The organism is Sphingomonas sp. 2SG (assembly GCF_005503285.1).
Lineage (GTDB): Bacteria > Pseudomonadota > Alphaproteobacteria > Sphingomonadales > Sphingomonadaceae > Sphingomonas > Sphingomonas taxi.
Genome location: NZ_SCMZ01000037.1, coordinates 14,494 through 38,576 on the forward strand (window position 1 = coordinate 14,494; position 24,083 = coordinate 38,576).

General features: G+C 69.0%; 29 protein-coding genes and 2 tRNA genes. 19 read left to right on the top strand and 12 right to left on the bottom strand.

Annotated elements, in window-relative coordinates; translation table 11 throughout:
* The first annotated feature begins 4 nt into the window (after positions 1–4).
* The 8 genes from FFS23_RS14450 (at position 5) to nadA (ending at position 5,978) form a co-directional block, all read left to right on the top strand.
* Complete coding sequence (locus FFS23_RS14450; protein ID WP_038662790.1) at positions 5–334, top strand: DUF1476 domain-containing protein; 330 nt, start codon at positions 5–7, stop codon at positions 332–334.
* Positions 334–564 carry a BolA family protein gene (locus tag FFS23_RS14455; RefSeq protein ID WP_038662786.1) on the top strand — a complete coding sequence of 77 codons (231 nt, stop codon included), beginning with the start codon at positions 334–336 and terminating at the stop codon, positions 562–564. Before FFS23_RS14450 ends, FFS23_RS14455 begins: the two co-directional genes overlap by 1 nt.
* An 11-nt stretch (positions 565–575) precedes the next feature.
* Positions 576–902 (top strand): Grx4 family monothiol glutaredoxin, encoded by a 327-nt coding sequence (gene grxD, locus FFS23_RS14460; RefSeq protein WP_038662784.1) that lies wholly within the window; start codon positions 576–578, stop codon positions 900–902.
* A 256-nt stretch (positions 903–1,158) separates the two neighbouring features.
* On the top strand, positions 1,159–1,527 hold the full coding sequence (locus FFS23_RS14465; protein WP_038662781.1) for a BlaI/MecI/CopY family transcriptional regulator: 369 nt from the start codon (positions 1,159–1,161) through the stop codon (positions 1,525–1,527).
* On the top strand, positions 1,524–3,089 hold the full coding sequence (locus FFS23_RS14470; RefSeq protein ID WP_249340690.1) for a M56 family metallopeptidase: 1,566 nt from the start codon (positions 1,524–1,526) through the stop codon (positions 3,087–3,089). Before FFS23_RS14465 ends, FFS23_RS14470 begins: the two co-directional genes overlap by 4 nt.
* A 241-nt stretch (positions 3,090–3,330) precedes the next feature.
* Complete coding sequence (locus FFS23_RS14475) at positions 3,331–4,188, top strand: MBL fold metallo-hydrolase (protein ID WP_137899154.1); 858 nt, start codon at positions 3,331–3,333, stop codon at positions 4,186–4,188.
* Positions 4,185–4,919 carry a DUF4230 domain-containing protein gene (locus FFS23_RS14480; protein WP_038662773.1) on the top strand — a complete coding sequence of 245 codons (735 nt, stop codon included), beginning with the start codon at positions 4,185–4,187 and terminating at the stop codon, positions 4,917–4,919. Before FFS23_RS14475 ends, FFS23_RS14480 begins: the two co-directional genes overlap by 4 nt.
* A gap of 45 nt (positions 4,920–4,964) precedes the next feature.
* Positions 4,965–5,978 carry a quinolinate synthase NadA gene (nadA, locus tag FFS23_RS14485; protein WP_038662770.1) on the top strand — a complete coding sequence of 338 codons (1,014 nt, stop codon included), beginning with the start codon at positions 4,965–4,967 and terminating at the stop codon, positions 5,976–5,978.
* Between the two features lie 4 nt (positions 5,979–5,982).
* On the opposite strand, the gene FFS23_RS20175 is transcribed toward nadA, so the two are convergent.
* Positions 5,983–6,129: a hypothetical protein gene (locus tag FFS23_RS20175; RefSeq protein WP_169742543.1), complete on the bottom strand. Its 147-nt coding sequence runs from the start codon at positions 6,127–6,129 to the stop codon at positions 5,983–5,985.
* A 77-nt stretch (positions 6,130–6,206) separates the two neighbouring features.
* On the opposite strand from FFS23_RS20175, the gene nadC reads away from it, so the two are divergent.
* The 3 genes from nadC (at position 6,207) to FFS23_RS14500 (ending at position 8,295) form a co-directional block, all read left to right on the top strand.
* Positions 6,207–7,055 (top strand): carboxylating nicotinate-nucleotide diphosphorylase, encoded by an 849-nt coding sequence (nadC, locus tag FFS23_RS14490; protein ID WP_137899155.1) that lies wholly within the window; start codon positions 6,207–6,209, stop codon positions 7,053–7,055.
* Positions 7,056–7,117: 62 nt separating this feature from the next.
* Complete coding sequence (locus FFS23_RS14495; RefSeq protein ID WP_137899156.1) at positions 7,118–7,585, top strand: hypothetical protein; 468 nt, start codon at positions 7,118–7,120, stop codon at positions 7,583–7,585.
* A complete protein-coding gene (locus FFS23_RS14500) occupies positions 7,579–8,295 on the top strand; it encodes a ribonuclease T2 family protein (RefSeq protein WP_502702137.1) in 717 nt (238 codons plus the stop codon). Before FFS23_RS14495 ends, FFS23_RS14500 begins: the two co-directional genes overlap by 7 nt.
* 3 nt (positions 8,296–8,298) lie before the next feature.
* Here the strand turns inward: FFS23_RS14500 and FFS23_RS14505 are convergent, their stop codons facing one another.
* From FFS23_RS14505 to aroA, 9 genes are all read right to left on the bottom strand, one after another.
* On the bottom strand, positions 8,299–8,727 hold the full coding sequence (locus tag FFS23_RS14505) for a DUF4112 domain-containing protein (RefSeq protein ID WP_171009506.1): 429 nt from the start codon (positions 8,725–8,727) through the stop codon (positions 8,299–8,301).
* A gap of 5 nt (positions 8,728–8,732) precedes the next feature.
* Positions 8,733–10,163, bottom strand: a complete 1,431-nt coding sequence (locus FFS23_RS14510) for an ABC transporter substrate-binding protein (protein WP_249340691.1) — start codon at positions 10,161–10,163, stop codon at positions 8,733–8,735.
* Positions 10,164–10,168: 5 nt separating this feature from the next.
* Positions 10,169–10,252: transfer RNA gene (locus tag FFS23_RS14515), tRNA-Leu, on the bottom strand.
* Between the two features lie 63 nt (positions 10,253–10,315).
* Entirely contained in the window at positions 10,316–10,594 is a 279-nt protein-coding gene (locus FFS23_RS14520) for an integration host factor subunit beta (protein ID WP_052075619.1), read from the bottom strand.
* 132 nt (positions 10,595–10,726) lie between these two features.
* Positions 10,727–12,448, bottom strand: a complete 1,722-nt coding sequence (gene rpsA / locus FFS23_RS14525) for a 30S ribosomal protein S1 (protein WP_038662762.1) — start codon at positions 12,446–12,448, stop codon at positions 10,727–10,729.
* Between the two features lie 279 nt (positions 12,449–12,727).
* Positions 12,728–13,012: a helix-turn-helix domain-containing protein gene (locus FFS23_RS14530; protein ID WP_137899157.1), complete on the bottom strand. Its 285-nt coding sequence runs from the start codon at positions 13,010–13,012 to the stop codon at positions 12,728–12,730.
* Positions 13,012–13,329 carry a type II toxin-antitoxin system RelE/ParE family toxin gene (locus FFS23_RS14535; RefSeq protein WP_137899158.1) on the bottom strand — a complete coding sequence of 106 codons (318 nt, stop codon included), beginning with the start codon at positions 13,327–13,329 and terminating at the stop codon, positions 13,012–13,014. Before FFS23_RS14535 ends, FFS23_RS14530 begins: the two co-directional genes overlap by 1 nt.
* Positions 13,330–13,406: 77 nt before the next feature.
* Positions 13,407–14,069 carry a (d)CMP kinase gene (gene cmk, locus FFS23_RS14540; protein ID WP_137899159.1) on the bottom strand — a complete coding sequence of 221 codons (663 nt, stop codon included), beginning with the start codon at positions 14,067–14,069 and terminating at the stop codon, positions 13,407–13,409.
* Positions 14,066–15,397: a 3-phosphoshikimate 1-carboxyvinyltransferase gene (aroA, locus tag FFS23_RS14545; RefSeq protein WP_137899160.1), complete on the bottom strand. Its 1,332-nt coding sequence runs from the start codon at positions 15,395–15,397 to the stop codon at positions 14,066–14,068. Before aroA ends, cmk begins: the two co-directional genes overlap by 4 nt.
* Positions 15,398–15,505: 108 nt before the next feature.
* On the opposite strand from aroA, the gene FFS23_RS14550 reads away from it, so the two are divergent.
* From FFS23_RS14550 to FFS23_RS14580, 7 genes are all read left to right on the top strand, one after another.
* The gene (locus FFS23_RS14550; RefSeq protein WP_037534617.1) at positions 15,506–15,826 is read left to right on the top strand and encodes a TIGR02300 family protein; all 321 of its coding nucleotides are present in this window, start codon (positions 15,506–15,508) and stop codon (positions 15,824–15,826) included.
* Positions 15,827–15,909: 83 nt separating this feature from the next.
* Positions 15,910–15,985: transfer RNA gene (locus tag FFS23_RS14555), tRNA-Ala, on the top strand.
* 384 nt (positions 15,986–16,369) lie between these two features.
* A complete protein-coding gene (locus FFS23_RS14560; protein WP_137899171.1) occupies positions 16,370–17,491 on the top strand; it encodes a CDP-alcohol phosphatidyltransferase family protein in 1,122 nt (373 codons plus the stop codon).
* Positions 17,488–18,840, top strand: coding sequence for a lipopolysaccharide biosynthesis protein (locus tag FFS23_RS14565; protein WP_249340692.1), 1,353 nt, complete (start codon positions 17,488–17,490; stop codon positions 18,838–18,840). Before FFS23_RS14560 ends, FFS23_RS14565 begins: the two co-directional genes overlap by 4 nt.
* 144 nt (positions 18,841–18,984) lie before the next feature.
* Entirely contained in the window at positions 18,985–20,019 is a 1,035-nt protein-coding gene (locus tag FFS23_RS14570) for a diacylglycerol/lipid kinase family protein (protein WP_137899161.1), read from the top strand.
* Entirely contained in the window at positions 20,016–20,930 is a 915-nt protein-coding gene (locus tag FFS23_RS14575) for a hypothetical protein (protein ID WP_137899162.1), read from the top strand. Before FFS23_RS14570 ends, FFS23_RS14575 begins: the two co-directional genes overlap by 4 nt.
* Entirely contained in the window at positions 20,927–21,676 is a 750-nt protein-coding gene (locus FFS23_RS14580; protein ID WP_137899163.1) for a nucleotidyltransferase family protein, read from the top strand. Before FFS23_RS14575 ends, FFS23_RS14580 begins: the two co-directional genes overlap by 4 nt.
* A gap of 3 nt (positions 21,677–21,679) precedes the next feature.
* Here FFS23_RS14580 and FFS23_RS14585 read toward each other — a convergent pair whose 3' ends face one another.
* Positions 21,680–22,381: an HAD family hydrolase gene (locus FFS23_RS14585; protein ID WP_137899164.1), complete on the bottom strand. Its 702-nt coding sequence runs from the start codon at positions 22,379–22,381 to the stop codon at positions 21,680–21,682.
* Positions 22,382–22,470: 89 nt separating this feature from the next.
* Between FFS23_RS14585 and FFS23_RS14590 the strand changes: the two genes are divergently transcribed.
* The gene (locus FFS23_RS14590) at positions 22,471–23,235 is read left to right on the top strand and encodes a hypothetical protein (protein WP_038662744.1); all 765 of its coding nucleotides are present in this window, start codon (positions 22,471–22,473) and stop codon (positions 23,233–23,235) included.
* 37 nt (positions 23,236–23,272) lie between these two features.
* On the opposite strand, the gene FFS23_RS14595 is transcribed toward FFS23_RS14590, so the two are convergent.
* Positions 23,273–24,083: prephenate dehydratase (locus FFS23_RS14595; RefSeq protein ID WP_137899165.1), on the bottom strand; the 811-nt coding region annotated here is incomplete at its 5' end.

Genomic DNA, 24,083 nt, shown 5'->3' on the forward strand with positions numbered 1-24,083 from the left:
GACGATGTCCATGTTCGACGACCGTGAGCGCGCCCATGAGGCGGCGTTCGCGCGTGAGGAGGAGATGGCGTTTCGCATCACCGCGCGCCGCAATCGCCTGCTCGGCCAATGGGCCGCGGCGCAGATGGGGCTGACCCCCGAAGAGACCGATTCCTATGCCAAGGCGGTGGTCCAAGCGGACTTCGAGGAATCGGGCGAGGAGGACGTCGTGCGCAAGCTGTTGGGCGACCTGACCGCCGCCGGTGTCGAGACCGACGATGCCGCGGTGCGCCGCGCGCTCGCCGAGAAGATGATCGAGGCGCGGCGGCAGCTGATCCAGGCGGAGCAGGGCTGATGCCGATGGCCGCCGACGACATCGCCGCGCTGATCCGCGCCGCCATCCCCGACGCCGAGGTCGAGATCACCGACCTCGCCGGCGACGGCGATCATTATGCCGCCCGCGTCGTATCGGCGAGCTTCGCCGGTCTGCCGCTCCGCAAGCAACACCAAGCCGTATATGCGGCGCTCGGCCAGCGCATGGGCGGCGAACTCCACGCCCTGCAGCTCAAGACCGCCGCCGCCTGAGGATGATGACCATGACTGACGACACCAACGCCCGCATCGACGCCGTCGTGAAGAACAATGCCGTGGTATTGTTCATGAAGGGCAGCCCGCTGTTCCCGCAATGCGGCTTCTCCAGCCGCGCGGTCGCGATCCTCGACCACCTCAACGTCGACTATGAGAGCGTCGACGTGCTGCAGGACCAGGGCATCCGCCAGGGCATCAAGGCCTATTCGGACTGGCCGACGATCCCGCAGCTTTACGTCGGCGGCGAATTCGTCGGCGGATCGGACATCATGATGGAGATGTATGAGAGCGGCGAACTGGCGACGCTGTTGAAGGGCGATACGGCCGCAGCCTGACCGGTGCCGGGTGCGGGTGGGGTCGCGAGACGCGGAAAAGCGATGACCCCACCCTGCTGAAGCGTCGTGACGCTCGGCTGGCTCTCGATATGCAGACGCCGTGCCAATCGTGCGGAGCCGCAGGTTTCCGTTGATTATACGGTTAACGGCCGTCTCGTGCCGCACCGACCTGTAAGCAATCCCGACATCGCCGCACCCCTCTTGACTACGTCCGTAAACGGTACGATTACACCTGTAGTCCAACAGGAGCGTAGCCGTGGTCGAACGAATCAGCGATGCCGAACATGCGGTCATGGAGGTGCTGTGGGACGAGGCGCCGCTCACCGCGCAGGACGTGGCCGAACGCGTCGATCCCGCCCGCGGGTGGAGCGCCAACACCGTCAAGACGCTGCTCGGCCGGCTGCTCGCCAAAACCGCGATCGCGCATGAGGAGGATGGCCGCCGCTATCTCTATCGCCCGCTTGTCGCGCGTGGCGATTACGTTTCGGGCGAATCGAAGCGGCTGATCGACCGCCTGTTCGGCGGTAAATTGACGCCGCTGGTCGCGCATCTCGCCGAGCGCGACGAACTCACCGCGACCGACATCGCCGAGATCGAGGCGCTGTTGAAGGACCTCAAGCAGTGATCGGCTGGCTGGTCGAGGCGCTGATCGCCTCCACGCTCCTGATGGCGCTGGTCATGCTGGTGCGCGCGCCGGTGCGCAACGCCTTCGGGCCGCAGGTCGCTTATGCCCTGTGGGCGCTGCCATTGCTGCGCCTGCTGCTGCCACCGCTGCCCGCGGCGTGGCAGGAGGTGGCGGCGACGCCGATCAGCCGCGCCAGCGACACGCTCACCATCCTCGTCGCCGATGGCGCCGCGAACGATACGGTGGCGCCGGTGGCGGTCGCCGCGCCGGCGATCGGCTGGATCGTCGGCCTGCTGTGGGCGGCTGGCGCGCTCGGCTTCCTCGTCTGGCACCTGACCAGCCATCGGCGCCACTGCCGCCGCCTGCTCGGCACCGCGGCGAGCATCGAGGAGGTGCGCGGCGTGCACATCATCGCCAGCGAGGCAGCGGCCGGGCCGCTCGCCTTCGGCGTGATGCGCCGCTACGTCGCCTTTCCGCTCGACTTCGCCGACCGCTACGACGCCGACGAGCGGGAGCTGGCGCTGGAGCATGAGATCGGCCACCACCAGCGCGGCGACCTGATCGCCAATTGGATCGCACTCGGCGTGCTGGCGCTGCACTGGTTCAATCCGGTCGCCTGGCGCGCGTTTCGCGCCTTCCGCGCCGATCAGGAACTCGCCAACGATGCCCGCGTCCTCGCCGGCCGATCGACGATCGACCGCCACGCTTATGCCTGCGCCATCGTCAAGGCGGCGCATGGCGGCGCGGTCTCCGCGGCCTGTCATCTGCACACCATCGACGATCTGAAAGGGAGACTCCGCATGCTGTCCACCTCGCCGCGTTCGCGCCGCCGCCTCGCTCTGGGTGGTGCGCTGGTCTCGACCGTCATGCTCGGCGGGCTCGGCGTGACCGCCTCCGGCACCAGCGCCGCCGCGGCGATCAGCCATCGGGTCGGCAATACGATGGGGATCGACCTGCAGGCGGCGTCGGCCGCCCTCGACATGCCCGAGATGCCGGAAACGCCCGAGATGCCGGCGATGCCGGCCATGCCGGCCATGCCGGCCATGCCGGCCGCGCCGGCCGTGCCGGCCGTGCCGGCCGTGGCCGATGCTGCGGGACCTGCCGCGAACGTCCACCGTGTCGTCGTGAAGCGCGTCGGCGTGGACGGCAAGGTCAGCACCTTCAGCACCGCCGAAGACGGCCATCCCGATCGGCGCGATATTCAGCTGCTGGTGGACCGGTCGCTGCAGGCCGCGCCGCTGGTCAGCGAAGGTACGTGCAGTGCAGGCAAAGACGGCCAGCCGCAGCAACTCGTGGTGCACGGGACGAAGGACGCCCGGCGGACGATCGTCATCTGCACCAACCGCATCAAGGCGGCGGCAGCCAGCGGCGCAGCGTCCATCGATGCCCAAGCCATTCGCCAAAACGCTCTGGAGACGGCGTTGGCCAGCGTTCGCGCATCGCGAGCAAGCATCGCTGCCAACGGCGATATGCCGGTCGCCGATCGCAAGCAGGCGCTGGCCGAGATGGATTCGGCACTCGCGGAATTGCGCGAGGAAATGGCGTCGCCCGACAAGGATTGATGCGGCCCATCCGGTGTTCCCGCGAAAGCGGGAACCCGGGGCCAAGCAGAGCAACGTCCGATCGCGTACGGGACTCCTGGGCTCCCGCTTTCGCGGGAGCACTGGGACAGGTCTCGCCATCATCCGGGCAGGCGAATTTGGCCGCCGCGTGGCGGCGCGTTCGGGGCGACCGCCGCCGCCGGGTGCCCCCACCGGTCATCGCCTCTTGCGCTCCGCGGCGCATCGCGCCACATCCGACCCAATGGCCGAGCATCCGACCGGTATCCCGATCCAGCTCGAGCCGCTCGTCACCCGTGTGCTCGCGCCCAATCCGTCGCCTTATACCTATGGCGGTACGCAGACGCATGTCGTCGGCGGCGGCGATCTTGCGGTGATCGATCCGGGTCCCGACGATGCCGCACACATCGAGACGCTGCTGCGGGTGATCGCCGGGCGGCCGGTCCGTGCGATCGTCATCACCCATCATCATCGCGACCACAGTCCCGCCAGCCGGCCGCTCGCCGCCGCGACCAGCGCGCCGATCGTCGGTGCCGCGCCGGTGCATGTCGCCAGCGAGACGCCCGGACTGGATGCGGCGTTCGACGCGGCCTATGCGCCCGATCGCGTGCTGACCGAGGGCGAGAGCGTCGCCGGCGACGGCTGGACGCTGACCGCACTGGCGACGCCGGGCCATACGTCGAACCATCTCGCCTTCGCGCTGCCCGAGACGGGGGCGCTGTTCTCCGGCGATCATGTTATGGGCTGGGCGACGAGCGTGATCTCGCCGCCCGACGGCGACATGGGGCAGTATATGGCGAGCCTCGATAAGCTGCTCGGCCGCGACGATCGCATCTATTATCCCGGCCATGGCGAGGCGGTGGACCAGCCGCAGCGGCTGGTGCGCGGCATGCTGGGGCATCGCAAGCAGCGCGAGGGACAGATCCTGCGGCTGGTGCGCGAGGCGCCGCTGGCGCTGGAGGAGATGACGCGGCGGATGTACGTCGGGCTCGATCCGCGTTTGATCCCGGCGGCGCAACGATCGGTGCTCGCGCACCTCTATGATCTGCAAAGACGGCAACGGGTGAGCGAGGAGGGTGACGTATGGCGGAGCAGCGAATGAGCGATCCGATGCCCGACGCCCCCGCGACGCCGGCGGTCCGGTCGTCGACCGGTTCGTTCCTCGGCAAGGCGGCGGGGATCATCGTGCTGCTCGCGCTTGCCGTGCTGATCGGCCTGTGGGGCGTGCAGCGCTACGTCGAGCGCCGGCTGTCGCCCGATCCGACCACCGTCGCCAGCGCGAGCCTGCAAGGGCTGCGCGAACAGAACCGCCTGTCCGCCTTCGCCGCGCGCTTCGTCGCGGTGAGCACGTCGCGCCAGTCGCAGCTCGGCCTGTCGACCGAGAAGACGCTGATCATGCCCGGTCTCGTCCGCTACGAGGTCGACCTCGGCAAGCTGACCCAGCGCGACGTCGCCTGGGACCCCGACAGCCGGACGCTGTCGGTGCGGTTGCCGCCGATCGAACTCGACGGGCCGCAGGTCGATCTTACCGCGATCCGCGAATATGGCAGCGGCGGCATCCTGTCGCGGCTGACCGACGCCGACACCGCGCTCGACACCGCGAATCGCCGCGCCGGGCAGGCCGAACTGGTGCGGCAGGCGCGCGATGCGACGCCGATGAAGCTGGCGCGCGACGCGACCCGGCGCGCGGTGGAGAACAGCTTCGTGATGCCGCTGCGCGCCGCCGGGATCGACGCCAGCGTCAAGGTCAGTTTCGCCGACGATCCCACCGCTGCGACCGAGCGGTGGGACGCGAGCCGGTCGCTGGCGGAAGTGCTTGGCAATTCTCGATGACGGCGGGCGTTGAGGGGCGGCGCGCAATCGCCTAACGAGGGCGTTATGGAACTGACCAACAGCTTCGCCGGGCTCGACCTGCGCGCCGAGATCGAGCGCCTCCGCAAGGAGCGCAACGCGGTTATCCTCGCGCATTATTATCAGAAGCCGGAGTTGCAGGACCTCGCCGATTTCGTCGGCGACAGCCTCGACCTCAGCCGCAAGGCGCAGGCGACCGATGCCGACGTGATCGCCTTTTGCGGGGTGCGCTTCATGGCGGAGACCGCGAAGATCCTCAGCCCCGACAAGATCGTCGTGCTGCCCGACATGGATGCCGGTTGCAGCCTGGAGGACAGTTGCCCGCCCGACCAGTTCGCTGCGTTCCGCGCCGCGCATCCCGATCATATCGCGCTGACCTACATCAATTGCTCGACCGAGGTGAAGGCGCTGAGCGACGTCATCGTCACCTCGTCGTCGGCGGAGACGATCCTGGCGCAATTGCCGCGCGACCAGAAGATCATCTTCGGCCCCGACCGCAATCTCGGCGGCTATCTCCAGCGCAAGACCGGGCGCGAGCTGCTGCTGTGGCCGGGCGTGTGCATCGTCCACGAGGCGTTCAGCGAAACCGAGCTGATGAAGTTGAAGGCGCAGAACCCCGGTGCGCCGGTCGCCGCGCATCCCGAATGTCCGGCGGTGATCCTCGACCATGCCGATTACGTCGGATCGACGCGCGGCATCCTCGAATTCGCCAATGCCATGCCCGGCGAGACGCTGATCGTCGCGACCGAGCCGCACATCATCCACCAGATGGAGAAGGCGATGCCGCTGAAGAATTTCATCGGCGCGCCGGGGGCGGACGGCAACTGCAACTGCAACATCTGCCCGTATATGGCGCTCAACACGATGGAGAAGCTCTACGTCGCGCTGCGCGACCTGACGCCGCGCATCGAGATCGAGGAGGGCCTGCGCGTCAAGGCGAAGAAGAGCCTCGACGCGATGCTGTCGATGGCCTCGGCGACGGTCGGGCAGGGCGATCTCGGCCCGACGCCGTTCCGCGTGGTGCCGGTCACCGGCGACTGATCCGTCAGTGCGAGGTCGCGGTGGTCGGGGCGAGCAGGTGACGGGCTTCGTTGATGTGGATGCCGACCAGGATCAGCTCCAGCTCGTCCGCCTTCTGCAACGCGGCGGCGAGCAACTGGTGGAGCTCCTCCAAGGCCTCGCGTTCGGTCATCGCCTTGCTTCCCCGTGATTCGGCGGCGGACCCATGACAATAGGGTCCGCGACGCCATATGACAGGATCGTATACGTATGACGCGCTTTACTCTAGACGGATTCGACCTCGACGGCTTCGTCGCCGCGACTTTGGCGGAGGATCTGGGCGACGGCGGCGACATCACCTCGGCAGCGGTGATCCCGGCGGAGGCGCGCTTCACCGGGGTAATGGACACGCGCGACGCGATCGTCGTCGCCGGGCTCGGCATCGCGGAAGCGTTTTTCCGCGCGCTTGACCCGGCGGTGCGGGTCACCCGGCTGGTCGAGGATGGCGCCCGGGTGGCGGCGCATAGCGAGCTGATGCGGCTGGAGGGATCGGCGCGGGCGCTGCTCACCGCCGAGCGTTCGGCGCTCAACACGGTGCAGCATCTTTCGGGGATCGCGACGCTGACCCGCGCCTATGTCGATGCGATCGCGGATACCGGCGCGGTGCTGCTCGACACGCGCAAGACGATCCCGGGTCTGCGCCGGCTGGAGAAATACGCGACGCGCACCGGCGGTGCGCAGAACCACCGGCTCGGCCTGTGGGATGCGGCGATGATCAAGGACAATCACATCGCGGTCGCCGGCGGCATCGCGCCGGCGGTGCAGCGGGCGGTCGCGGCGGGGATCGCGCGGATCATCGTCGAGGTCGACCGGCTCGACCAGATCGCGCCCGCGCTGGACGCGGGGGCGACGCATCTGCTGCTCGACAACATGCCGCCGGCGCTGCTGCGCGAGGCGGTGGCATCGGTCGGCGGACGCGTGCCGACCGAGGCCTCGGGCGGGGTGCGGCTCGACACGGTGCGGGCGATCGCGGAAAGCGGCGTCACCTACGTTTCGGTCGGGCGGCTGACCCAATCGGCGCCCGCGGCGGATATCGGCCTCGATTTCACGGTGATATGAGCGACGGCTTGCACGCCCCGCCGGGGCGGCTAGGCTGAGATCGAGCAGCAAGGGGAGTTGTCGTGACCAAACCGCCATCCATCGTCCGGTTCGAGCAATTCTATTGGGCGTCGGTGATCCTCGGCCTGATCAATACCGGGCTGAACTGGCGCACGTCGCAGGCCGCTTTGGCCTCCAATCCGATGCTCGCGAGTATGTCGTGGCTGCTGCCGGCGATGCAGGTGCTCGGGCTCGCGATCACGGTGCTGATCTGGTTCTTCATCGTCCGCCGGCCGAGCGTGGTGGCGAAATGGGTGCAGGTGGTGTTCGCGGCTTTCGGCGTGTTCGCGGTCGTCTCCGCGATCGTGCTGATCGCGCTGGGCCGGTCGGCGATCAACGCGCAGCTCGCGCTCGGACTGGTCGCCAACATCCTCTACGTCGCCGCGGCGGTGATGCTGTTCAAGCCGGACGCCAAGGCGTGGTTCGGCGAGGGGCTGGACGAGGACGACGATCTCGACGTGGTCGAAACGCCGGACGCGCCGCGATGGTGATGGCGCGGTTCGCGCTCGTCGCGCTGCTCGCGGCGACCCCTGCCGCGGTGCAGGCGCAGGCCTATCAATGCGCCGCCCCGACGAGCATCGAACGGCCGCACCCGGACCTGCCGAGCGACAGCCAGCCGCGGCGATTGCTGCCGATCGGCGGCTATACGCTGGCGATCACCTGGGCGCCGCAATATTGCCGCGATCACGACCGCGACGGCGGCGCGCGCTTCCAGTGCGCGGCGGGCAACCGCTTCGGCTTCACGCTGCACGGGCTGTGGCCCGACGGCATCGGCAAGGACTGGCCGCAATATTGCCAGGCGACCCCCTTGCTGCCGCGTGCGGTGATCCAGAAGCATATCTGCAGCACGCCTTCGGCGCAGCTGATGCAGCACGAATGGTCGAAGCACGGCACCTGCATGGCCGGCTACAAGCCCGACCGCTATTTCGCCACCTCGACCCGCCTGTACGGCAAGCTGCGCTATCCCGACATGGATGCACTGTCGCGCGGGCCGCTGACCGCCGGCGGGCTGGCGGCGGCGGTGTCGCGCAGCAATCCGGGGCTCGGACCGGACATGATGCGGGTGACGGCGACCAAGCAGGGTTGGCTCGACGAAATCTGGATCTGCTTCGACAAGGCGTTCCGGTATCAACGCTGTCCAGCGCACCAGGGCGGCCTGTCCGCCGATGCGACGGTGAAGATCTGGCGCGGCGGCCGGTGATCGTCAGCCGATGATCGTCGCCGTCGCCGGGTGATGCTTGTCGAGGTGGCGGCGAATGATCCGCAGGTTGCGGGTGTTGGACCGGAAGAAGAAATCGGGCACGGCGCCGACGAAGGGGATGATGCCCAGCGCCCAATCGATCCCGACGTTGCCGAACATCCGCGCCATCTGAAGCTTCGACATGCCGAGATTGCGGGCTTCCCATACCAGCCACGATCCGATCAGCGCGGCGATCGTGGTGCCGACGACCGGGACGAGATCGAGGATCACGTCGAGCCCGAGCTTGCGGTTGGTGCCGGGGATGGTGAACAGCCCCTCCATCACCCGCTCCATCGCTTCGAGCCGGATGCGGACCGAGGCTGCGTCACGGCCGACCGGCAAGGAGTCGAGCAGCGGACGCGCGTCCAGCGGGTGAGGGCGGGTGGTGGTCATCCCCCTTAATTGGTGTCGTCGCGCAGCCGGTTCAACGGGTGCCAGGCGCGGGCGTTGGGACGCCATTGGCGCAGCCGCATCGCGACCAGCGACCAGCGCAGCGGCCGCGCGATCGGAATGAACGGCGTGTCCGTCGCCAGCGCGGCATCGGCGATGGCGATCAGCCGCGAGCGTTCGGCGAGCGTCGGTGCCTCGCGGGCGGCGACCAGCGCGCCCTGTGCGGCCTCGCCGCAGACGACGCAGGCATTGGCGAGATACCAGCGCGCGCTGTCATAGGGCGCGACCTGATCGACCAGCCGCAGTTCGGCGTCGTCGTCGAGGCCGACGCGCTGCGGCTTGATGCCGACGGTGAGCAGCGACGCGGCGACCTGCGCATAGACCAGCGTCGCGCCCGGCCCGCGCGGCAGCGCGATGCGCAGCACGACCGGCGCGCCATAGTCGGCGACGCGCGTCTGCGCGGCGGCGACGCGCTGTTCGGGGGTGAGCAGCGACCAGCCGGGCAGCGCCGGCGGCGCGGTCGAATCGAGCATGTCGGGCAGGATGCGTTCGGCCGGCTCCCAATTGGGCATCACCGCGGCGGTGACCGCTGTGCGGTTGATCGCGCCGCTGAGTGCGGCGCGGTTGCCGGCGTCCGCGAGGAAGCCGTCGCGCTTGAGGATCGCGAAGCCGAACAGCCCGGCGGCGGGATCGAGACGGACGTTGGCGGGGGCGATCGACGCCAGGCCGATCAGCGGCCAGTCGAGGAAGGTGCCGCCGGCGACATAATCGGAGTCGCGCGCCGCGAAGCGGACGATGGCGCGGGCGGCGCGCTCGCCGATAAGGCGGACGTCCTGTTCGGGGCGCGTCCGGCGCTGATCGTCGGGATCGGCGCGGCCGGGATCGAAGGCGGGGCGGAGCAAGGGGCTGCGCGTGCCGCGGACGATGCGCATCGGTCCGGCGCCGCCGACGGTGCCGCTGCGCCACAGCGCCAGTTCGGGCTGGGCGAACAGCTTGAGCAGGTCGGGTCGCGGGCGCAGCAGCCGCACCTCGATGACCTGCGGCGTCATCGTCACGATCTCGTCGACCGCCGTCAGGAAGGGCAGGAGCGGGTTGCGCGATCCCCGCGCGAGCTGATGGCGCAATTGCGCGACGACCTGATCGGCATCGACCTTGCTGCCGTCGCTCCACTGCGCCTCGCGCAGCCGGAAGATGTAGCTCATCCCCTGATCGATCACGATCCAGCGTTCGGCGAGCCCGGGTTCGATCTGGCCGCTGCCGTCGAACCGCACCAGCCCCTCGGCCGTGGCATCGAGCAGCAGCCGCGACGGCGTGTCGAGCCGGGTACGGGCGGGATCGGCCGGGCGTGGCGGTGCGCCGATCGCGCTGACGATCACCGGCCCCGAATCGGGGCGCTGGTCGCAGCCGGCCAGCGCAGACGCGCCGATCCCCAGCAGCAACAGGATGGTGCGGACGACGGGACTCGAACCCGTACTCCAAAGGAAGCCGATTTTAAGTCGGAAGCGTCTACCGATTTCGCCACGTCCGCACACGGTTGCACGACAAGCGCAACCAGCGCCGACCGTCAACCCGCTACGGGCGGGAAGCGCGATCAGACGTTGAGGCGCGCGCGCATTTCCTTGCCGGGCTTGAAATAGGGGACGCGCTTGGCCTCGACCTCAACGGTCTCGCCGGTGCGCGGATTGCGGCCGATGCGGGCATCGCGGGCGCGGGTGGAAAAGGCGCCGAAGCCACGCAGCTCGACGCGGCCGTTGGAGGCGAGGCGCCGTGCGATCTCGTCGAAGAAGGTCGAGACGATGGCGTCGACCTCGGCTCCCGACAGGTTCGGGTTCAGCTCACACAATTTTTGAACAAGTTCAGAACGGATCATCGCAAAACTCCCCCCCGGTTGATGCAACCGTGGCTTGATAGAGATCAATGGGGTCCGCGTATAGGGCCAAAATGAACTTAAACATAGAAACTTGGGCTGGAGCGGTACGAAACCACTCCAGCCCGAGCCGTCTTACTTCTTGTCGGCGTCCGCGACGCGGGCCTTGAGGGCCTCGCCGAGGATGTTGCCGAGCGTCGCGCCCGAGTCGGACGAACCGTACTGCGCAACCGCCTGCTTCTCTTCGGAGATCTGCATTGCCTTGATCGAGAAGGTAGGCTTCTTCGACCGGTCGAAGCCGGTCACCATCGCGTCGAACTTCTGGCCGACCTGGAAACGCTCCGGACGCTGCTCGTCGCGGTCGCGACCCAGATCCGTGCGCTTGATGAAGCCGGTCGCGCCATCGTCGCCCTGCTGCACTTCGAGGCCCGCGTCGCGGACTTCGAGGACGGTCACGGTGACGATCGCGTTCTTGTTCAGGCGATCGCCCGATGCCGCGATGCCGCCGGCCGACGGGCCGCCGCGCTCGAGCTGCTTCATGCCGAGGCTGATGCGCTCCTTCTCGGCGTCGATGTCGAGCACCACCGCCTGCACGGTCTCGCCCTTGCGGTGCAGGTTGAGGGCATCCTCACCCGACACGCCCCAGGCGATGTCCGACATGTGGACCATGCCGTCGACGTCGTTGTCCAGACCGATGAACAGACCGAATTCGGTCGCGTTCTTGACTTCGCCCTCGACGGTCGAACCGATCGGATGGGCGGCGGCGAACGCTTCCCAAGGATTGTTCTGCGCCTGCTTGAGGCCGAGGCTGATGCGACGCTTGTCCTCGTCGACCTCGAGCACGACGACATCGACTTCCTGCGAGGTCGAGACGATCTTGCCCGGATGGACGTTCTTCTTGGTCCAGGACATTTCCGAAACGTGGACGAGGCCCTCGATGCCCGCTTCCAGTTCGACGAACGCACCATATTCGGTGATGTTCGTGACGCGGCCCGACAGCTTGGCGCCGATCGGATACTTGGCCGACGCGCCGTCCCACGGATCCGACTCGAGCTGCTTCATGCCGAGGCTGATGCGCTGCGTGTCCTTGTTGATGCGGATGATCTGCACCTTCACCGTGTCGCCGATCGCGATCATCTCGGACGGATGATTAACGCGCTTGTAGCTGAGGTCGGTGACGTGAAGCAGGCCGTCGATGCCGCCGAGGTCGACGAACGCACCGTAATCGGTGATGTTCTTGACGACGCCGTCGATGATCTGACCCTCGGCGAGGCTCTGGATCAGGCCCGAACGCTGCTCGGCGCGGGTCTCTTCCAGCACCGCGCGACGCGACACCACGATGTTGCCGCGCTTGCGGTCCATCTTGAGGATCTGGAACGGCTGGGGGATGTCCATCAGCGGCGTGACGTCACGGACGGGGCGGATATCGACCTGGCTGCCCGGCAGGAACGCGACGGCGCCCGACAGGTCGACGGTGAAGCCGCCCTTGACGCGGCCGAAGATCACGCCCTCGACGCGCGCGGTCTTGCTGAACTCGAGCTCGAGCTTGTCCCAGGCGGCTTCGCGGCGGGCGCGATCGCGGCTGAGCATCGCTTCGCCATGCATGTTCTCAACGCGGTCGACATAGACTTCGACCTCGTCGCCGACCTTCAGGTCGGCCTTCTGGCCCGGTGCGGCGAATTCGCGCAGCGGCACGCGGCCTTCGGACTTCAGGCCGACGTCGATGACGGCGAGGTCGTTCTCGATGGCGGTGACGGTGCCGTGCACGACACGGCCCTCGAAGCTGTCGGCGCCGCCGAACATGTCATCGAGCATTGCGGCGAAATCGTCGCGGGTAGGAGTGGGCTGGGTAGCCATAGGGTTAGAGTGTCCTCGGGTTTATCTGTTTCCGGCCAAGCGGTTGGATCCGCTGGTCTTGGCTGAAAACGCCGCGGCGACCCCATGCCGGTCGCGGCATCCATTAAGCGTCGGCAGGCGGAGGAATGCGATGCGCTGCTTGCGAAAAGGGCGCGAACGGACCGGCCGGACGCGCCTACCTCCACGAACATCGGCTCGCAGGACCGGCGGGCCATAACCGAAAGCCCGCGTTTTGGCAAGGTAAGGGCACGGATGCATCCGGCGGCGGGTCGTGGCGGGTCAGGCGGCCCTAGCGACGTGGATGTGGACGGTCAGGCCCGCCGCCGTGGCGATGTTGACGAGCGCGTCGAGCGAGAATTTGGCCATCTTGCCCTGCAACAGGTCGTTGAGGCGCGGACGGGTGATGCCGAGCCGGGCGGCAGCGATGTCCTGCGCGACGTTCCAGGACCGGATATGGCTCTTCAACGTCGACAGCAGCTCGGATCGCGCCTGGAGATTCGCCGCTTCTGCCGGGGTATCGGCCAGTGCGTCGAACACACTGTCGAATGTCTGCGCTTCGGTCATCATGACCTCCATAGGCTCAAGCGGTGTCTAGCAAGTTCGATATCACGCTGCGGCGTCTTCTGCGTCTTCTTCTGAAAGGCGTGAAGGACGAGCACCGCATCCGGCAAGGATGCAAGGTAGATCACGCGGAACGCACCCGATTCCTCGCGTATCCGGATTTCACAGACGCCCTGGCCGATAATCGTCATCGGCTTCCAGTCGTCCGGCAGGCGGCCCTGCTGTACTTGGTGAAGCTGGTGCCCCGCCGAGGCCCGTGCATCCTCCGGGAATTCCCGAAGACGATCGAGACTGTCGCCGACGAAGGTGATCAGTTTCACGTTATCGGTGTATCAGAAACGATACATGCCGGCAATGACGTCGGGACTGGGTTGCGCCGCGATGAGCGCCGGCGTCGTCAGGCCGGGCTGGCGCCGGCGCTCGGCTGCTGGCGGGCGCGGGTGGCGGTGCGCGCGTCGACCATGGCGATCGCGCGGGCGATGCTCGCCTCGATCGTCATCTGGCTGGTGTCGAGCAAAGCGGCGTCGGCGGCCATGCTGAGCGGCGCGGTGGAGCGGGCGCTGTCGCGCGTGTCGCGGGCGCGGATGTCCATCAGCACCTTGACGAAGGTGACGTCGATGCCCTTGCCGAGCAATTCCTTGTGGCGGCGTTGCGCGCGGATCTGCGGGGTCGCCTTGACGAACAATTTGGCGTCGGCGTCGGGCGCGATCACCGTGCCGATGTCGCGACCGTCGAGCACCGCGCCGCCGGACTGGCGGGCGAAGCGCTTCTGGCGCTGCAGCAGCGAGGCGCGCACCAGCGGGTGGACCGAGACGATCGAGGCGAGCTGGCCGATATCATCGGTGCGCAGCACGGGATCGTCGAGCAGCGCCTCGTCGAAATCGCAGGCGGCGACCGCATCGGCTTCCCTGGCGGGGTTGAGCTCCATCCGCTGCACGTTGAACGCCACGGCACGATAGAGCAGTCCGGTGTCGAGATGCGGGAGGCCGTAATGCTGCGCGAGCGCCCTGGCGATGGTGCCTTTGCCCGACGCTGCTGGGCCGTCCACTGCGATGATCATGCTTCCTCCGACACTTCGTCCAATGTCTTATAGAAGACGGGATAGCTGGTCGCCACCGGGGCGACGTCGTCGATCGTGACGGGACGTGCCGCATGCAGGCCGGCGACCGTCATACTCATCGCGATGCGGTGATCGAGCTGCGAGGCGATGCGGCCGCCGCCGGGGATGGCGTCGCCGCCGGTGCCGGTGATCGCGAGACCGTCCTCATATTCCTCGCAGGGAACGCCGCACGCTTCCAGCGCCGCCTTCATCGCGGCGATCCGGTCGGATTCCTTGACGCGCAGCTCGTGCGCGCCGCGCGCGACGGTGCGGCCCTTGGCGAAGGCGGCGGCGACGAACAGCACCGGATATTCGTCGATCATGCTCGGCGCGAGATCGGGCGGCACATCGATCGCGGTGAGGGGGGCGTGGCGGACGCGCAGGTCGGCGACCGGCTCGCCGCCGACCTCACGCCGGTCGAGTTCGGTGATGTCCGCGCCCATCAGCCGCAGCGCCGCGACCAGTCCGGTGCGGGTGACGTTGAGCCCGACGTTGCGGACGACGAGGTCGGACCCGGGGACGATCGACGCCGCGACCAGCCAGAAGGCGGCCGAGGAGGGGTCGCCGGGGACGGTGATCGTCTGCGGCCTGAGTTCGGCCTCGCCGCGGATCGCGATGATGCGGCCGGCGTCGCTCTCCTCGATGGTGATGTCGGCGCCGAAGCCGCGCAGCATCCGCTCGCTGTGGTCGCGAGTCGCGACCGGCTCGATGACGCGGGTGATGCCGGGCGTGTTGAGCCCGGCGAGCAGCACCGCCGACTTGACCTGCGCCGAGGCGACCGGGAGCGTATAGGTGATCGGCACCGCCGGGCACAGGCCGCGCAGCATCAGCGGCAGCTTGCCGCCGGGGCTGGCGGTGACGTCGGCGCCCATCTGCGACAAAGGTTCGATGACGCGGCCCATCGGCCGCCCCGACAGCGAGGCGTCGCCGGTGAAGGTGGCGGTGATCGGATGGCTCGCGACGAGGCCCATCAGCAGCCGCGTCGAGGTGCCGCTGTTGCCCATCTCCAGCGCGGTCGCGGGTTGCAGCAGGCCGCCGACGCCGACGCCGTCGACGCGCCACGTGCCGTCGCCGGTCCGCTCGATCGTCGCGCCCATCGCGCGCAGCGCCGCGGCGGTGGCGAGCACGTCCTCGCCTTCGAGCAGGCCGGTGATGTGGCTGGTGCCGACCGCCAGCGCCGAGAACATCAGCGAGCGGTGGCTGATCGACTTGTCGCCGGGGACCTGGAGGGTGCCGATGAGGGGCCCGCGCGGGGCCACGCTCAGTTCCTGGGGAAGGGAGTGCGCCATGGGTCGAGGGCTTTGACAGCCACCTTGCGCTATGGCAAGGCGCCCACCAAGTCACGGGCTGGGGCAACCTTTGCCTGCGACACCCAATTCCGAAAGGCACAACACGGCATGATCAAGCCGGAATGGGGCACGAAGCGTACGTGCCCGAAATGCGCCACGCGCTTCTACGACCTCGAGAAGGACGACCCCGTCACCTGCATCAATTGCGGCACGACGTGGAATCCGGAGCCGATCCTGAAATCCAAGCAGCCGCTGCCGTTCGAGCAGGCCAAGCCCGACACCAAGGAAGCCGATCGCGACCTGGAAGGCGAGGACGAGGATCTGGAAGCGCTGGGCGAAGAGGAAGAGCCCTCGGCCGATGACGAGGTCGATCTCGGCGGCGACGACGATCTGGGCGTGGAAGCGCCGAACGACGAAGACGAACATTGATCTGAAAAAAGGCATGGCAGGCATCGATTCAGCGCTTGCCATGCCCCGGTGCCCCCGCTAGTGGGGCGCCTCCCGAAACGAATGGGGCCGTAGCTCAGCTGGGAGAGCGCTGCAATGGCATTGCAGAGGTCAGGGGTTCGATCCCCCTCGGCTCCACCATTCGTTTCGTTCTGCCGCTGCGGGCGGTAGAATTTCCAAATCATCGGGTTGGTCCAGCGACTGTCACTTCGGTGACGGGCGCTTTTCTGTTTGCGCTCGTCTTGCGTCGTGCCGGTCGTTGCCGGCTTTTATCGAGCCTTCGTCGTGGTTTCGACCTGTCGTCGTGGGGCAACGGGCCGCGAGGGTGCGTCTTCCTTTCCCGCTTGGACATCGCTGGAGAGGGCCTTGAGCCATGTTCGGGATGACGGAGCAGGTGACGTGACGGCCTTCTTGTGCCTCCACGCCTTCGCGCGGACCAATAGCGGCTTGCCGGCGCTGCATGAACCGGAACGCTGCGACCACCAACGGCTATCCGGATCGCGCGGGTGGCGCTATCCGGCGGGGATGGTTGCCAATCTCTCGACCCCGCCGACCGTCGTCCCGGTCGGCGACAATCCCGTGCCGATCTGGGGCATGACCAATGCCGAGCGGCTGCGGCGGATGGCCGTCGCGCGCAAGCTGCCGTTCGGCGAGGCTGCCGGCAGCGACGTGCTGGTCGCCAATCTCGCCTTCGCCTTCGATCCGTCGTGGCTGCCGCATCTGCTCGGCCTGCCGGGGACGGTGCTGACCCGCGCCGGCGTGCCGGTCCTCGCCCATGTCGCCGCCAATCAGGCCGACCGGGTGCGGGCGGCGATGCTGGCCGACCGGCCGCTCGCGGCGGAGGGGCTGGCGGTGATCGAGGCGGAGGACGAGAACGGCATCTTCAACGAGGCCTTGCGCAAGCGCGAACGGCCGTTCGCCGAGCGGCTGACCCCGGCCAGCGTCCCCGCGATCGAACGCGCGAGCTATACCGGCGCGTACAAGGGCGTGACCGACCTCCTCACCAAATATCTCTGGCCCGAATGGGCGTTATGGCTGACCCGGCTGTGCGCGCGTGCGGGGATTTCGCCCAATCAGGTGACCGCGATCGGTTCGGTGCTGTGCATCGTCGCGACGGTCGCCTTCTGGTACGGCTGGTTCTGGAGCGGGCTGGCGATCGGCCTCGTGTTCATGGTGCTCGACACCGTCGACGGCAAACTGGCGCGCTGCACGATCACCTCGTCGGCGCTGGGCAACGCCTGGGACCATGGCGTCGACCTCGTCCATCCACCCTTCTGGTGGTGGGCCTGGGCGACGGGCTGCGCCGCTTATGGCCGGCCGCTCGATCATGACACGTTCGTCGCGGTGATCGCGGCGATGCTGTTCGGCTATGTCGCGCAGCGGCTGATCGAGGGCGCGTTCATCGCCAAGTTCGGGATGCATATTCACGTCTGGGAGCGGTTCGACAGCCGCTTCCGGCTCGTCACCGCGCGGCGCAACCCGAATATGGTGATCCTGTTCGCCGGCCTGCTGATCGGGCGGCCCGACTGGGGGATCGTCGCGGTGGCGGTGTGGACGATGCTGTCGCTCGTCGTCCACCTCGTCCGGCTGGGGCAGGCGATGGCGGCCAAGGCGCGCGGGCGGAGGATCGTGAGCTGGCTGGCGTGAGTCCCGAAATACCGGATGCCGGGATCGAGGCGGGGATGTTCCCCGGCGGGCCGATGCGCGCGATCGCGCGCAACCTCGGCTGGATGCTGGCGAGCCGCGGCGTGCTTGCGGTGCTCAGCCTCGTCTATCTGGCGATCGTCACGCGCACGCTCGGCGTGTCGGGATTCGGCCGCTTCGCGCTGATCACCGGCGCCAGCCAGGCGCTCGCCACCGTCGTCGGCTTCCAGACGTGGCAGATCATCGTCCGCTACGGCACCGAGCATCTCGCCTCCGGCGGCGAGACGCGGCTGGCGCGGCTGTTCAAGGCGTGCGGGCTGCTCGATCTGGCGAGCGCGATCCTCGGCGTCATCCTCGCCGCGATCATCATCCGCATCTGGGGCGAGCCGCTCGGCGTGCGGCCGGTCCATATGCGCGCGACGATGCTGTTCACGATCGCCCAATTGCTGTCGATCCGCTCGACCCCGCTCGGCATCCTGCGGCTGCGCGACCGCTTCTCCTTCGCCGCCGCGGCGGACAGCGTGACGCCGGTGATGCGGCTGCTTGGCGCGGTCACCGCGGCGATCTTCGTTCCTTCTGTCAGCGGCTTCCTCGTCGCCTGGGGGCTGGCCGAGGTGCTGACCGCCGCGGCCTATTGGGCGGCGCTGGCGCGGACCGGCGACCTCAAACTGCTGTTCGCGCGCGGCGTCGGCGTACGCGACGTCGTCGTCGACCATCCCGGCATCATCCGCTTCTCGCTCGCCACCAACGCCAGTTCGTCGCTCGGCCTGTCGAGCAAGCAGATCCCGCTGCTGCTCGTCGGCGGCACCGTCGGCACCGCTTCGGCGGGCGCGTTCCGGCTCGCGCTGCAACTGGCGCAGGCGCTGACCAAGGTGTCCCAATTGCTCGCCCGCGCCGCCTTTCCGGAGATCGTACGCGCGGTCGCCGCGGGGGGGCTCGCGCGGGTGCGGCGGATGATCCTGCGCTCGTTCCTGATGGCGACCGTCGTCGGCGCGGTCGCCTTCCTGCTCGTCGTGCTGCTCGGCCATCCGGTGCTGACGCTGATGGGCGGCAAGGAGTTCGGCCGCGCCTATCCGATCCTGCTGTGGCTCGCCGCGGCGGGGTGTATCGACCTCGTCACCGTCGGCTTCGAGCCGCTGCTGCTCGCCGCCAACCGGATCGGCGCGACCTTCATCGCGCGCGTCGTCGGCATCGTCGCGCTGTTCGCGGTGAGCTTCTGGCTGAGCCCGTCGCTGGAGGTGATCGGTGTGTCGATCGCGGTGCTGGTCAACGCGCTGGTCGTCGCGATCCTGCTCGGGCTGGCGACGCAATCCCTGCTGCGGGTGAAACCAACCGATCGGGCGCGAGTTTGATCGCGACAGGCTGCCCGAGCGAAATACCGTAAATATCGGCTCAATTTCTTGTTGGGGCCGCAATCCTGCCCATTTCCTCTGTGACAGTTTGATGAAGAACTCGTGACGGAAGGGCGCAGGTTGGCGACTCGGATTGATGGACGATTGCCGGTCGGGCAAACGCTGGCGGGCCGCGTCGGCGACGTGCTGTGCCGCCGCACTGCGCTGGCGGATGCGCCGCGCACCGGTCGCCTGCCGACGCCCCGCGCGCCGGTCCCCGCGCCCGCGCCGCTGCGCGTCGGCGTGATCGCCAACGGGCGGAGCCATCGCAACCTCAAGCAGGGCATGCGGCTCGATCATTGGCCCGACGTTTCCTATGCCGCGCCCGACACGTTCGAGGCGCTGGAAGAGACGCTGCGCGACTATGCGGCGCGCGACATCGGGCTGCTGGTGGTCAATGGCGGCGACGGCACGTTGCGCGACGTGATGACCGCGGCGGCGCGGGTGTTCGAGACGCTGCCGGCGATGGCGATCATCCCGTCGGGCAAGACCAATGCGCTGGCGCTCGACCTCGGCATTCCCAACGACTGGACGGTGCGCGACGCGATCGCGGCGGCACGCGCCGGGCGCTTCGTGCAGCGGGCGCCGGTCGAGATCCTGCGGGGGCAGGACAAACGGCCGGCGGCGCGCGGTTTCCTGCTCGGCATGGGCGGCTTCGTCCGCGCCACCGAACTGGCGCAGAGCACGCATCGCGTCGGCGCGTTCAACGGCGTCGCGGTGGCGCTGTCGCTCGGCTGGAGCATGGCGCAGACGATGTTCGGCGGTGCCGACAACGAATGGCGGCGCGGCACGACGATCCGCATCGGCGAGGACGACTGCGCGCCGGTGACGCGACAGCTCTATCTGCTGCTCGCCTCGACGCTGGAGCGGATGCCGGTCGGGCTGAAGCCGTTCGGCCGGCCGCGGCCGGGTCTCAAGCTGCTGACGGTCGACGCGCCGCCGCGCCACCTGTTTAGGATGCTGTCGCCGATCCTGACCGGCACGACGGGCAGTCCGGCGGTCGCCAAGGGCTTCGCGCGCACCGATCCGCACCAGCTCCACGTCACCGCCGACGAGGGCTTCATCCTCGACGGCGAATTGTTCGCCGGCGGCGACCTGACCATCCGGGCGGGAGCGCCGATCCGGTTCGCCGCCCCGTGACGCAGACATTGCTGTCGTTCGTCGCCGACGAGCTGGAGACGGCGGTGAGCGCGCCGATCGCCGCCGCCGCACGCGAGGTGACGCGGCGGCTCGGCGGCGTCGCGGTGCTGTTCTACGGATCGGTGCTGCGCACCGGCGATCTGGACGGCGTGCTCGACTTCTACGTCCTGACCCCGCCGGCGCGCGGCTGGGGACTGCGGGCCTGGGCGACGCGGACGCTGTGGCCCGACGTCAGCTTCCACGAGATCACGCTGGGCACGCGGGTGATCCGCGCCAAGGTGGCGGCGATGCCGCTCGACACCTTCTGCCGCGCGGTCGAGGGGCGGACAATCGACACGACGATCTGGACGCGCTTCGCGCAGCCTGCCGCGTTGGTCTGGGCGGCCGATCCGCTGGTACAGGCGCGGGTGGTGCGCGCGGTGGCCTATGCGACGGCGACCGCGGCGCGATTCGCCGCGGTGCTCGGGCCGCAGCACGGCCGGCCGGCCGATTTCTGGCTGGCACTGTTCCGCCAGACCTATTCGGCCGAGCTGCGCGTCGAGGCGCCGGGGCGCGAGCGGCAGATCCTTGCCTTCGTGCCCGACCGGTTCGACGCGCTGCTGCCGCTGGCGTGGCAGGGGGCGGGGATCGGCCACGAGCGGCGGGGCGGAGAATATGCGCCCGTCGTCGCCAAGCGCGACGTGCGCGCGACGCTCGCTGCCTGGTGGCTGCGCCAGCGGCTCGGCAAATGGCTCAACGTGGCGCGGCTGATGAAGGCGGCGTTCACCTTCGAGGGCGCGGGCCGGTACGGGTTGTGGAAGCTGCAGCGCCATACCGGCGTCGACCTGCCGCTGACGCGCTGGCGCGAGCGGCATCCCATTCTCGCCGCGCCCGGCGTGATGTGGCGGGTGTGGCAGACGCGCGCGTCATGAGTTTCAACGCCTTGGTGCTGGCGGGATCGCGCGGCGGCGTCGATCCGCTGGCGGACTATGCCGGCGTGATGGACAAGGCGCTGATCCGGATCGGCGGCGCGACGATGCTGGAACGCGTGATCGTCGCGTTGCGCGCGGCGGGTGCGGCGCGGATCGCGGTGTCCGCCAATGCCCCGGCGGTGCGGGCGAAGGCGCTGCGGCTGGGCGCCGAGCCGATCGATGCGGCGGCGGGGCCGAGTCTCAGCACGTTGCAGGGATTGCGCGCGCTCGGCGCACCGTTGCTGGTCACCACCGCCGACCATGCTCTGCTGCGGCCCGAATGGATCACCGACTTCCTCGCCGATGCGCCGACCGACGCGGATGTCGCCGCGCTGCTCGCGCGCCGCGACACGGTCGAGCGGGACGCGCCGCCTACGCGCCGTACCTATCTGCGCTTCGCCGATGGCGGCTGGTCGGGGTGCAACCTGTTCCTGTTGCGCACTCCCGCGGCGGAGGCGGCGGTCGGCCTATGGATGTCGGTCGAGCGGGACCGCAAGCGACCTTGGCGGATCGTCCGGCGTCTGGGGCCGGGGACGCTGCTGCTCTATGTCACCGGGCGGCTAACGCTCGATGCGGCGCTGGCGCGGCTGGGCGCGCTGGTCGGGGTGCGGGCGGCGGCGGTGGCGGCGCGGCACGGGCTGGCCGCGGTCGACGTCGACAAGCCGGCGGACCTCGATCTCGTGCGCGGGCTGGTCGAGCGGAGCTGACGCTCAGTCGTTCCAGTCGACGATCCGCCAGCCGCGCTTCGCGGCGACGCGGCGCAGCGCTGCGTGCGGGTTGACCGCGATCGCCTCGTCCGCCCAGTCGAAGCTGGGCACGTCGGAGACATGGTCCGAATAGACGCGGACGTATGCGGCGGCGCGGTCGATGCCCTCCGCCGCCAGCCAGGCCTCGATCATCGCGCGCTTGGCGGGGCCGTAGCAATTGCCGCCCGCGATCCGCGGCAGCAGGTGGCCGCGCGAGTCGATCGCGGTGGCGGTGGCGATCAGCGCGTCGGCGGCGATGTCGCGCGCGATCGCCTCGGCATAGAAGCGATAGGCGGCGGTGGCGACGACGATGCGATAGCCGGCGGCGCGGTCGGCGGCGATCTGCGCGCGCGCCTTGCGGCGGATCTGCGCCGGACCGAAGCGGACGAGCCAGTCCGCCGCGAGCCGCTCCGCCCGCGCCGGTGACAGCGTGCCGAGCGCGGCGCGGTGCATCACCTGCTTCAGCCGGTCGCGGTGGATCAGCCCCGCGCCCTTGAGCGCGGCGGCGCCGAGCACGACCGGCAGCAGCGCCAGCCGCCACGGCGCGTGACGCAGCACCGCATGGAGCAGGAACGGCGTCCAGGTCGGTGCGCGGGTAATCGTCCGGTCGAGGTCGTAGATCGCGATTCGTCGAAGCGTTTCAGGAGGGTAGACTGTCGGCTGCATGACGTTGCGATGACAAGCGAAGGTGGCATTGGCATGGCGGCGCGGAAGCGGTTGCGGCGCGCCGATCCGCGCGCTACGCGCAGCGTCCCATGCGGTCCTATCAGCCTTCGTCGGACCGTCGCCGGGCAATCTCCCTCGCGCTGACGATCGCCGCGCATCTGCTGATCGCGTTCCTGCTGTGGCAGCTCGCGCCGGTGTTCGACCAGACCAAGGAGCCGGGGCGGTCGCTGACCGTCAACATGCTGCCGGTCGGCGACAATGAATCGACCGCGACCAAATCGACCAAAGCGCCCGCGCGCGCCGCCGCCAAGGCGAGCCGCCGCACCGCGCCCGAGCCGCCGGCCGCCCCCAAGACGCCCGCGCCCGACACGTCCGTGCCGCCGCCGGTCGATACGCCGTTCCCCGGCTATCTGGTGCTCAACAAGAACGATTTCGCCGCGTCGGATGTCGGCAAGCTGCCGTCGCGCAAATCGGGCGGCAGCGCCGGCAAGCAGCTCGCCGCGGCGGATGGCGCGGGTGACGGCGATGCGGGCGATTCGAGCGCGGCGGCGGGGGTCGGGCCGGGCGGCCAGCGGCTCTACAACGCCGAATGGTATGTCGAGCCGGCGCAGTCGCAGCTCTCGCCCTATCTGCCGCCCAACGTCCCCAAGGGCGCCTGGGCGGAGATCGCCTGCCGCACCGCCGCGCGATATGCGGTGGAGGATTGCGTCCAGCTCGGCGATTCGCAGCCGGGATCGGGGCTGGCGCGCAGCATCCGCGAGGCGGCGTGGCAGTTCAAGGTCCGCCCGCCGCGGATCAACGGCAAGCCGCAGATCGGCGCCTGGGTGCGCATCCGGATCAGCTTTACGAAGTGAGCGTCCCAGGTCCCCCGCTTCGCGAGGGAGGTATTCGTCACCCCCGCTCCCGCGCGCGCCGGTACGTCCCCAACAGCCGCAGCCATTTGGAGTGGAAGCCCAGTTCCTCCAGCGCATTGTCGACCGCCGGATCGCCGGGCTTGCCCTCGATGTCCGCGTAGAATTCGGTCGCGGCGAACGTCCCCGACCGCTGGTAGCTTTCCAGCTTGGTCATGTTGACGCCGTTGGTCGCGAAGCCGCCCATCGCCTTGTACAGCGCGGCGGGGACGTTCTTCACCTCGAAGATCAGCGTCGTCATCCACGGGCCGTCGCCGACCGGCGGCTTGCCGCCGCGCGCCAGCACGACGAAGCGGGTCGTATTGTGGTCCGCGTCGGCGATGTCGACGCCGAGCAGGTTGAGCCCGTACAGCGCCGCCGCGCCCGGCGGCGCCAGCGCGGCGATGCGCGGGTCGCCGCGCTCGGCGACATAGGCCGCGGCGCCGGCGGTGTCGGGATAGGAGACCTGATGGATGCCGTGCGCCTTCAGCCAGTGACGGCACTGGCCGAGCGCCTGCGGATGGCTCATCGCCTCCTCGACCTCGTCGCGGCTGCCGGAGCCCATCAGCGCGTGGCGGATCGGCAGGAAATGCTCGCCGGTGATGACCAGCCCCGATTCCGGCAGTAGGAAATGGATGTCGGCGACGCGGCCGTGCAGCGAATTCTCGATCGGGATCATCGCGCAATCGGCGCGACCGTCGCGCACCGCGTCGATCGCATCCTCGAAGGTGAAGCAGGGCAGCGGCAGGCCGTCGGGGAAGGCCTCGGCGACCGCGACATGGCTGTTGGCGCCGGGTGCGCCCTGGAAGGCG